Annotated in this window: 12 protein-coding genes and 2 pseudogenes; 5 read left to right on the top strand and 9 right to left on the bottom strand. The window is 41.8% G+C overall.

Annotation, left to right across the window (positions count from 1 at the left end; genetic code table 11):
- Both ASG89_RS38080 and ASG89_RS32710 read left to right on the top strand, forming a co-directional pair.
- Positions 1-186, top strand: a pseudogene (locus ASG89_RS38080) (IS110 family transposase); the annotation flags it as partial.
- 35 nt (positions 187-221) lie between these two features.
- Positions 222-1,040 (top strand): IS110 family transposase, encoded by an 819-nt coding sequence (locus ASG89_RS32710; protein WP_235550015.1) that lies wholly within the window; start codon positions 222-224, stop codon positions 1,038-1,040.
- A gap of 80 nt (positions 1,041-1,120) precedes the next feature.
- On the opposite strand, the gene ASG89_RS38075 is transcribed toward ASG89_RS32710, so the two are convergent.
- From ASG89_RS38075 to ASG89_RS32705, 3 genes are all read right to left on the bottom strand, one after another.
- Positions 1,121-1,345, bottom strand: coding sequence for a hypothetical protein (locus tag ASG89_RS38075; RefSeq protein WP_157276901.1), 225 nt, complete (start codon positions 1,343-1,345; stop codon positions 1,121-1,123).
- 25 nt (positions 1,346-1,370) lie between these two features.
- Entirely contained in the window at positions 1,371-1,499 is a 129-nt protein-coding gene (locus ASG89_RS38345; RefSeq protein WP_268795693.1) for a hypothetical protein, read from the bottom strand.
- A gap of 158 nt (positions 1,500-1,657) precedes the next feature.
- The gene (locus ASG89_RS32705) at positions 1,658-1,912 is read right to left on the bottom strand and encodes a hypothetical protein (protein WP_057315536.1); all 255 of its coding nucleotides are present in this window, start codon (positions 1,910-1,912) and stop codon (positions 1,658-1,660) included.
- A gap of 641 nt (positions 1,913-2,553) precedes the next feature.
- Here ASG89_RS32705 and ASG89_RS32700 point away from each other — a divergent pair.
- Entirely contained in the window at positions 2,554-3,066 is a 513-nt protein-coding gene (locus ASG89_RS32700; protein WP_028554763.1) for an acyl-CoA thioesterase, read from the top strand.
- A 26-nt stretch (positions 3,067-3,092) separates the two neighbouring features.
- A complete protein-coding gene (locus ASG89_RS32695) occupies positions 3,093-3,311 on the top strand; it encodes a hypothetical protein (protein WP_057315535.1) in 219 nt (72 codons plus the stop codon).
- 847 nt (positions 3,312-4,158) lie between these two features.
- Here ASG89_RS32695 and ASG89_RS32690 read toward each other — a convergent pair.
- The 3 genes from ASG89_RS32690 to ASG89_RS32680 form a co-directional block, all read right to left on the bottom strand.
- On the bottom strand, positions 4,159-4,554 hold the full coding sequence (locus ASG89_RS32690; protein ID WP_082593757.1) for a phosphate-starvation-inducible protein PsiE: 396 nt from the start codon (positions 4,552-4,554) through the stop codon (positions 4,159-4,161).
- A gap of 226 nt (positions 4,555-4,780) precedes the next feature.
- Entirely contained in the window at positions 4,781-6,295 is a 1,515-nt protein-coding gene (locus ASG89_RS32685; RefSeq protein ID WP_057315533.1) for an acetyl-CoA hydrolase/transferase family protein, read from the bottom strand.
- 134 nt (positions 6,296-6,429) lie between these two features.
- Positions 6,430-7,074, bottom strand: a complete 645-nt coding sequence (locus ASG89_RS32680; protein ID WP_057315532.1) for a LytTR family DNA-binding domain-containing protein — start codon at positions 7,072-7,074, stop codon at positions 6,430-6,432.
- 584 nt (positions 7,075-7,658) lie between these two features.
- On the opposite strand from ASG89_RS32680, the gene ASG89_RS35215 reads away from it, so the two are divergent.
- A complete protein-coding gene (locus ASG89_RS35215; RefSeq protein WP_063868270.1) occupies positions 7,659-7,826 on the top strand; it encodes a XapX domain-containing protein in 168 nt (55 codons plus the stop codon).
- A gap of 55 nt (positions 7,827-7,881) precedes the next feature.
- Here ASG89_RS35215 and ASG89_RS32675 read toward each other — a convergent pair whose 3' ends face one another.
- From ASG89_RS32675 to ASG89_RS32670, 3 genes and pseudogenes are all read right to left on the bottom strand, one after another.
- Positions 7,882-8,109, bottom strand: a complete 228-nt coding sequence (locus ASG89_RS32675; protein WP_057315531.1) for a DUF1572 family protein — start codon at positions 8,107-8,109, stop codon at positions 7,882-7,884.
- 68 nt (positions 8,110-8,177) lie between these two features.
- Positions 8,178-8,353: pseudogene (locus ASG89_RS38070) on the bottom strand (IS110 family transposase); the annotation flags it as partial.
- Positions 8,354-8,981: 628 nt separating this feature from the next.
- A partial coding sequence (locus ASG89_RS32670; RefSeq protein WP_057315530.1) for an IS110 family transposase occupies positions 8,982-9,999 on the bottom strand: 1,018 nt, incomplete at its 5' end.

Raw genomic sequence — 9,999 nt, 5'->3', positions numbered from 1 at the left:
ATCATGAAGTCTAATCCAATTAAGTCTCAAAATCAACGTGTAGAACGAATCAGCACTACTACTCTGGTCATAGGCATCGACATTGCCAAGGAGAAACACGCAGCACAAGCTATTAATTTTCGAGGTGTTGTCCTCACCAAGCGCCCTATTCTATTTTCGAAGACCTTGCCGGATATGAGCATTTAGAACAAAGCATTCGGAAATTACAGAAGATGCACAGCATGAATGACGTGGTTGTGGGAATGGAAAGCACCGGTCACTACTGGTTCAATATTGCCAACTGGTTGGTGGATCGGGGTATTGATGTGGCTCTTGTCAATCCAATGACAACAAAACGCAATAAGGAAAACAGAGATAACTCACCTTCCAAGAACGATCCAAAAGATGCTCTGGTCATCGCCGATGCGGTGAGCCGTGGGTTCTACACGCCCTTCTCCCCAAAGGATGAAGCATTTCGTCGCATACGGGTTATGGTTACAAACAGAGAGCACTGGGTGGTTAAATCAGGAAGGACTAAGAATAGAATCCACCGCTGGCTTGATATCCGATTTCCAGAATACAGACAAGCATTTGATGATATTTTTAGCGATCGCTCGTTAGCCACTTTGCGCCGGTTTCCAGCCCCTTCTGACCTATTGCAGCTAACTCCGGAGCAAATGGTACTGATCTGGGGTGAATATATGGCCAGACCAGGCGGAGTGCGAGGCAAAAACAAGGCCTTGGAACTTCAATCACTCGCTAGACATAGCGTGGGAGACACTACTGCCCTTGAAGAAGACAAATGGGAGCTACGGCACCTCATCGAAGAGTATGATAGGATCTGCCGAATTATTGACGAAGTGTACTTCACTGTGTTTCACCTGTTATCTTTCAATGAAGCGTTCCAAGCCATGCATACGCACAATACCGAAGTGAAAAGAATGACGAAAATGCAGTCTATGATGAAGCTGATTGGGAAACTTGCCCGGATGCTTGTAGCCATGGCAAAACAAGGACAAACATTCTCCATAGATAAAGCACAACTACCGTTAGCAGCATAAAAAGTAAATCGTAACCCCCCTGACACGTAAATTGGCTCATTCGCAGGATCTCACAAAGAAAGCACGGAGTACCGAGATTTTTACGCTTTAGGGCATAGACCCGTTCCGTTAACGTTGATCGGACTCCACACCTTGGATAGATAGGACGAAGGAATGTGAGGGCAAAGACCCGTCGAGATTTGGGAGAGTGAATTCCCAAGGACCTTGTGGAGAGAAGCGTGCAGCATACCACTTTTATGGAAGATGTTGTAAAGAAGTTCAGCACCTTCTGTTCCCGCAGCTTCCGTTCCTGCAACGGCTGCCATATTCACATTTGGCGGGGACTTACTATTAACGTTTCACGACAGTCGTTGCCTTTAATGTAAGTTTGTCAGGCAACTGATCCATCCCCGACCATAGCAGCGTCTGCTTAAAATGTCTCTTGCCCTCGCCCAACTCATCATCGATATTTCCGCCCACTTGATATTCCTTGCCCCGCTCATCGATAACAACCCAAAAAGGATACTATTGTATCTCTTCCGGCACAATGCAACTCGGTTGTCCATTCCACGTCTTCAAGTCCAAGTCAATCCGCACATCACTCGGTTCATCCATCTGAATGGCATCGAGCACAAATTTTACTCGGTCGAGGTCGTTGATGGGAAGGAATACGGCGCCGTTTGCCCGTTGACGCTGACCATGCCAGTCAGGTCAGGATATAATCCAACAATCCGTCCATCTCCCTCAATCAAACGGTATTCAATCTGTTGTCTGCTCTTATTCTGGCTTTTCTCTTTTTCATTATGGAAAATCCGTTCGGCAGCTTCATCGGTCCACTCGGACCGGATCTTGGTTACAAAAGAACTCGGATGGAGTATAAGCTCATCCAACATGACCTTTATTCCTTGCGGTGATACGAACTGCTTGTTTAAGACAATGGCTTAGATGCACCCCGAGAACCTCTACCAGTGCCCACACTTTTCGACCACAGCGAACTGGCTGCTCTATAAACCGCTGCCGTCGCCCCAAAACAAGCAATAAAAATAGAGTCACCCGTGTTCCCAAGCCTCGGACTGTGATTCCCTCGGTGATAGTAGACTTTTGATTTTGTGATTTGTTCAATAGCAATTACGTATTTAAGAATGAGTTCATTTGGTTACATCATCGTGATTGTACTTATGAGGATCATAGTTGAAAATTGCTATCACTACTCATGAGAGATACAGCAAAGTTGCAACCAACCGGCACACTGGGATCCCATTTATGTAGTTTTTCTTCTTCAAATGGCTTTGACACATTGATTTCTATACGATCTTCAACATATGTCCATCCCCGCGGGAACCCTTATAATGATTGCTTCTTTCAAAATCGTATCTGGTGAGTACGAAAGATTGATAGTTGCATCTTCCTTTTTAAGGTTATAAATGTATTGTCGATATTTAGTTGCAAATGTCAAATGATCTTTGGTGATCGTATATGTTAAATATTCCTCCTGAGGGCATTCTATAATAAAAATGGATGGGGAGGAACAATGTTGGAACAGAAATACGTTAGAGAGACTAGATGCTTCAAAACTTCAAGAGTGTTTCCGCTGGATGTCAATAACCACAACACGATGTTCGGCGGTAAGCTCATGTCCCTGATCGACGATATCGCATCTATTACGGCTTCTAAATTATGTCGGGTGACGGCAGTGACGGCTTCCACGGACTCCGTCGATTTTCTGAAACCGATCCGTCCGACGGATTATGTATCCTTGGAATCCTTCGTCACTTGGACGGGTAAAACATCCATAGAAGTTTTCGTCAAAGTTATTACGGAAGATTTGCGCACTGGAAAAAGGGATATAGCTGCAACTTCGTTTTTAACCTTCGTTGGACTTGATGAATGCAACAATCCAATCCCTGTACCCCGAATCCTGCCAGAAACCGAAGAGGAACGAAAACTATACGAGACTGCAAGCCACCGCGCGGAAATGCGTAAAACCAGAAGAGAAGCAAGTAAAAATTTCGCTCACTATTTGGTCACAAAGTATCCGTGGGAATGAACATATCTAGGAAAGGGGAAGAAAAAATGACTAGTTTTCAAACAACTGTTGATGAAATGAATGAATACTCCTACATCATAAAAAATGCATTATCCATGGAACTGAGAGTAGATAATTCAAAAGTGGATCACATCGTGGAAATCATGGAGAATCTAGGCTTTAAGGGTAAAAACTCATGGGCCTCCATGCAATTATCCGACCATACTGTAATTGAGTTTTGGAAAAACGAGCTTATTAAATCCTGAGTTCTCCGATAATAACGGCACTGGTCAGGAACCATAACTTGACTTCATAGCGTTGTAATTCTGTATCTTTGAGCTGTAGTAAATCGGGAATCAATATAAAAGATCAAATTCGGCGGCTGCAGTTGGCGAATAAACCTACATCTGAACGCGGTTGCTCAACTTCGAAAGACCTCAATAAAGTTTTATCTCATCGAAAGTTGGATTTTTGCTATTTTCTCGCACGATATCCAGACTGGACTCGCATATGATAAGGGTATACTTGCAGTAGAGGAATATAAAGGAGAAATTTTAATGTCTGAGGTCGTTCTTAGCTAGCAATTTCATAGTGAAATCTGTTTTGCTTGGCGTACGCGAGTGAACCGTTCAATTGGAATGGTTTGTTTTGTCGTGCTCTACTGGCAGGTTGCATGTGATGCTGTTAAGAACATCAGTTTCTAAGTTGGCGGTGCCGCGCTGGATGAGACGGCAAGCGTTCAGACTGTATTTATTGAGCCGGCTGGTATCGCTCGACCTGCATGTCAAACACTTGCACCTGCAGGCCGAGGAGGAAACAACGGTAGTCAGCGATCTTACACCGTACCCTTACGAATCAGAATATTGCTACAGTCCAACTGGTCGTCGCGACAACATCAATATTTACCTAATACTAATCTCTAAATTTTCTAACTAATTATTAAATAAATAAAAAAGCATTCACTAAACTAAGTGAACGCCATATAACTTCAAGACTTTATTGTCTCCCAACAGTAAATATACTTTTCTTCAAAACTTTATTTGGCACTTCAAAACATAATTAAGTTTTGAAGTGCTTTTTACATACTTGTCTCAGCGTCGATGTCCTCCCTCGTTAATCTTCTGAATGCTTATGCAATTTGGATTCTAGTAAAAAACTAACCAACAGAACAAAGATGACAATAGACAATAATAAATTCTCTTGCGGTTTGCCTTGGTTTACTATTATAAATCGAATTGTTGCCGTAATCCCGACATAAAGAAGATATCGTATAGGGAAATGGTATTCCTCTTTGAAATATTTTAAAACCATGGAAATAAAAGCGAAATAAAGAAAAAAAACTAATATATCCTGCAAAATATCATGAACGTTTAAAATAGGATTAAAAAAAGATTGAATGATAATGCCAAGTTCACGGAGCATAAAAAAGGTCAGAAATAATCCAAGTAGGATTAAAGATCCACTTAGAATAAATTGAAACCCTTTAATGACCATTTTGTTGATTTCCATAAAAATACTCCTCACTTGCATAAGTTGAGCTCACCGTTGGGTTTTTAATAGTCTATGTTGTTTTTTCACGAAAAATCCCCTTCCAAGTTATAACAGTAAGTGTCTTTCTTTATTACTGTTTACTTGAGGGGATAATATTAATGACAGTCTTTCGGCCCTTTCTTGTTTTTTTGATTACCATATGAGAGTGAACTTTGGTCGAGAAATAACACAATTTACTGCAGTGTTACCTTACTTGCATAACTTTTTGAAGCATAGTCCCGTACTGTTCGTAATTCGTATGCCACGCTAGCGCCTTCTCCAAGACATGAGGGGTTTGCCCTCCCTTTTTCAGGGCTTCATTGTAGTAGTCCATTAATTGCGTGCGGTACATTGGATGTGCACAGCGTGCAATAATTAGCTCCGCACGTTCTCTCGGCGCCAACCCCCGCAAATCGGCGTATCCTTGCTCTGTGACGACCACATCCACATCGTGCTCCGTATGGTCCACATGAGAAACAAATGGTACAATACTTGAGATCTTCCCGTCTTTCGCAATCGATTTTGTGACGAAAATGGAAATACGGGAGTTTCGTGCAAAATCACCCGATCCACCAATGCCATTCATCATTTGTGTTCCCAATACATGTGTAGAGTTCACGTTTCCATAAATATCGAATTCCAACGCCGTATTTATCGCAATCACTCCCATTCGGCGAATAACCTCCGGGTGATTCGAAACCTCTTGAGGCCTTAGAATGAGTTTATCGCGGTATCTCTCCAAATTCGGGAAAACCTCTTCCATCTTCGAGCCCGAAAGCGTAATGGAACAACAGGAGGCATAGCGAACTTTCCCTGCATCCATTAGCTCGAATACGGCGTCTTGCAATACTTCAGAATATACCTCCAGATCCGTAAATTCCGAATGTAACAGACCGTGAAAGACTGCATTAGAAACTGTTCCGATACCGGACTGAAGAGGAGCCAGGCGATTCGTCAAACGTCCCACTTGAACCTCTCGGCGCAGAAATGCTATTAAATGCTGCGCAATCGTTTCCGTTTCCATGTCGGGTGACGTAATAGTCGAAGGAGAATCCTTCTGGTTGGTGAATACGATTCCTCGTACTTTCCCTATGTCTACAGGAATACCCAAGGAACCGATCCGATCATCCGGCTTTGTTATCGGAATGGGAGACCGATCCCCCTGTTTACCAGGTTCGTACAAATCATGGAGTCCTTCCAATAATCGCGGTTGAGCCATGTTGATTTCAACAACAATGGACTTCGCATGTTGAGCAAACACCATTGAATTCCCAACGGAGGTTGACGGGATAATCATGTTATCCTCCGTTATTGCAATTGCTTCCACGATGGCGAAATCAATAGGTTCAAGCACCTGAGCACGAATCATTTCCGACGTTTTGGATAAATGTTGATCTATAAAATAAAATTCACCTTGGTTAATTTTATTTCGCATCGTCGGATCCGCTTGAAAAGGAAGACGCTTATTCAGCAAGCCGACTTCGGCAAACATTCTATCAATATCTGATCCCAGAGAAGCACCGGTATATACATTAACTTTCATCTTCTCATTTCTGGCGCGCTCAGCGAGCGCCATGGGAACCGCTTTTGCATCTCCAGCCCGAGTAAACCCGCTTAGTCCCAGCGTCATTCCATTATTAATCCAGGAAGCAGCTTCTTGTGCAGAAACTACCTTGTCATGTAGATTGTGGTTTTGAATTCGATAGAATGCGTTTTCCATAAGGCTCCCCCAACCTATTTGTCGTTGACACCATTTTAACAAATGACAAATAGGAGGAATGATTTTTCGGATGAAAATGAAGAAAATCAGGACGAACCATGCATATTTAAGCCTGAAACCATGAGATTAATCACTCAGAAGCCAAGTAATTTCCGGAAATAACTGGTATATGATTGACTGACCGTAATTTTGTTTCTATTTTTCATAATTAATACCAATGTTGAGTGTGTATCAGGGTAAATCTCATTTATATAATTAACGTTAACTATAAAGGAACGGTGGCAGCGCACAAAGTAATCTTTCGGCAAAAGAAAGTCGAACTCATTTAACGTATATTTATGTGTGCCGGTCAGTTTTTCAGTAACCACATGCGTTTTGCGATCACTTGCTTCCAGATACATCACATCTGGGAAAGGAACCGGAACCCACCCCTCATGGTATTTTACCGTTACTACGGATTTCCCGGTCGTTAGTGTAGGGAAAATCGCAGAAACACATCCCTCCAGTTTCCCTTCATGGATCAGCGGAACTGCCATACCGTAATAGGGGACACCTAATAAATCACGATCGATAAATTCGGAAATCTTTTGTTTTCCGGTTAACGCTTTATATGTAATCGTCCCCTCCTTAACGCGATCGCCTTTTTTAATTTTCAGGTCGATTCTTTTACTTGCCCGATAATAAATATATTCCTCCGTATTCGAAACCGCGATGGATGCCTCATCCGAAAACAACTCTACGATAGCATCAAACATTGCATTCATATTAATTTGTGTCATTCTATGCACCTCCTATCCATTTTAAATAAATTCATGTTTGAATACACCGTTAAGGACAACGATTCACTGAGTATACCTTCAATCTCAATACTAATAGAGTGATTTCTACGATTCATTTGAGTTTTCAAGATTGCATGCCCAAAAGTTTCTTGACTTCCTTGATAAATATACCAATTGAAGTTGTCATTATTAGTAACATACCTGATATCATTATGTCTATTTGATATCTTCTCATACGCTTCCTTCTCGTTAATCCCTCGACTGGTAAATCAGGTAACTAGAACCTTGAATTTATTATGGTGTTACCGAGAAAGAACAATATAACAGCAAACATCAATATCGCAAATACATATTTCTTAGACAATTGGGGTATCTCCTTCTTGAGGGGTATTACAATATAGACGTATCGTGTTAAAAACGTTGCATTCCCTTAATACAAATTAATGGAGGTTTCTCCATTAATCTGCCTTAGTTGGGCGAAGAAGTGCTACCACGCAGCACCTCTTTCGGAAGATCGCGTTTTTTTTCCGTACGAATACTTCAGGAAATATTAACAAATCCTATATAAAAAAAAGGAGAAATAAATGAAAGAAGTTTTTCTCGCCTTTCTGGCAGGAGCGATAGTTGGTGTTATCTTCAAGTTGTTTCGTCTTCCGTTGCCAGCACCACCTGTATTTTCTGCAGTTATGGGTGTGATGGGTGTTTATGTAGGAGGTAAACTCGTGGAATTGTTAATCCGGCATTATACATAGGGCAAACGAAATTGATCATTTAAGGCATCAATGATCCGGTCAAAAGATTTGTTAATTAGCCATCTCTATCTCTTGTATCTGGAACATGAAAGAACACAGTTTCAATTCGTTGATGCACTGTTCCCCAAATGTGTGTCACTAAATTGGCAATGCTGTTACTTTCGGGTGTTGGCGCCCATACAATATCTTCGTCTGACAATTGCTCGATTACTTTCAATGTCCATTTCTTTTCGGATATGTATTTTTCCAAGAAAAAAGGTATCAGTATCAATGTGCTATCCAATTAACTCGTACCTCCTAAAAACAACAGAGAACATCATTAAATTCCTGTTCTAGCATAATCTTTCTGAACCAATTCACAAAGTTCTCGAAGCCTGCTAAGTTGTTCTCAAACGCTATTGTTTCCCATACTCGACTCCGCGAAAGTCTTCTGCTCTAGCCACGTGGTTGAACTTGGCGATGTCTACACCGATAATTAATGTAGCCGGAGTGATTTGAGTTATTCTCTGATTTTGAGTAGAATTCATAATGTAGTCTCCTTGATATGTTATTTGGATCCGTTCGCTGGCCAGCATCTAGGATCCATAAACATCATACCAAGGAGCCTTTTTGTTTTTCAAAACTCGTATTTCTACATAATAGGAATGCTCCCTCTATGGAGAAACGCATTGCTCTTAAATTCTCTCGTTTTCTCAGGTTTTGACCATCAGTTCTTTTTAGCAGATTACATTTCAATGGTATGAAGTTGTAAAGGAAGAAATTTATGGAAATACCGATGGACAAAAGGCTCTCTACCTAAGCCACCCAATTTAAAAAATGGATGGAATGGTAATGTATGGTTGCACCTTTGGATCTCCACATATACTCATGGCGGTCAACCCTCCCACATCTCGCAGAGTCTACGCTCCCACATTCCTTCATTCAACCTATCCATGAGGTTGAGGTCAGATATGCTGCCCGACAGGATCTTTGTCCGTAAGGATAGTGCCTTTCCGACTCATCCGTGCTCTTGTTATCTATCTTTTGCTGAGATCTTCAACGCTGAGTAACGATATTTAAGCGGCTTGCGGTAACTCTGTAAATCGAGGGATATCCTGCATCATTTTTTCTTCACTGAATTCGTAACCTTTTGTTAATATGCCAAAAAAGACNTATTTAAGCGGCTTGCGGTAACTCTGTAAATCGAGGGATATCCTGCATCATTTTTTCTTCACTGAATTCGTAACCTTTTGTTAATATGCCAAAAAAGACACGTATAAGCTTATTACACAACGCAATGAGAGATTGCATCTTCTTGAGCGGATTCACCTGTCGTTTGGTGTAATACTCATGCAAAGCCCGGAAGRCTCCGTTTTTAGCGACTAACRGCATCATCACACGAAAAAGCAAAGCACGAAGGCGCTTTCGGCCTCGCTTCGTTATCTTCGTCTGTCCAGTGTGTGTACCTGATGAGTTTGTTTTTAAGTTCAACCCAGCGAGCTTCGTGATCTGCTTGGGATGACGGTATTGAGTAATGTCGCCTACCTCGGCTAGAAAACCTGCAATGGTGTCCCTACCGATCCCTTTTATGGCCATCAATAGTTGCACATGTGGWATCTGCATGAGCAGTTCATCCAACTTTGTCCCCAGTTCTTCAAGCTTATTTTGAAACCATTCGTACTGGCTCAGCAGTAACTTTAACTCCATTTTGGCTAACTCCGAACCTTCTCTTATRCCGACAGAACGGCTTGCTGCTGTCTTCAGACTCATGATTCTACCTAGACCAAGCCCGCGCTTTGCAGCTTCTCTCAAGTGCTGTAGTAAGGTTGTATCCGGCACATGAACAAGCTCGTGCGGCATTAGATAAAGGCTTAGCATTTGGATGGCAGATTTGCACTCCCAATCTTTGAAGACCGTTAGAAACTCTGGGAAATACCGATCTAACCAGTTATGGACACGTGCTTGCACAACACAAAGGTCAGTTGTTAGGTGTTCGCGAATTTTCATCGCTTCCCTCAGTTCGGCATAAATACCTTTGGGAAGACTCGGTAMGGCGTATCTCCCATCCTTGACCAGCTGTGCGATCACTTTCGCATCTTTAATGTCATTCTTTGTTGGAGAATTGTCATCTAATTCTTTACTTTTCTTCACGTGCAGTGGATTCACTACAATCAGGCTATAAATTACATGGAAT

This window comes from Paenibacillus sp. Soil766 (assembly GCF_001428105.1).
GTDB lineage: Bacteria > Bacillota > Bacilli > Paenibacillales > NBRC-103111 > Paenibacillus_E.
Note: the sequence above shows the minus strand (reverse complement) of the source record. Positions and strands in the feature narration are given on the sequence as shown.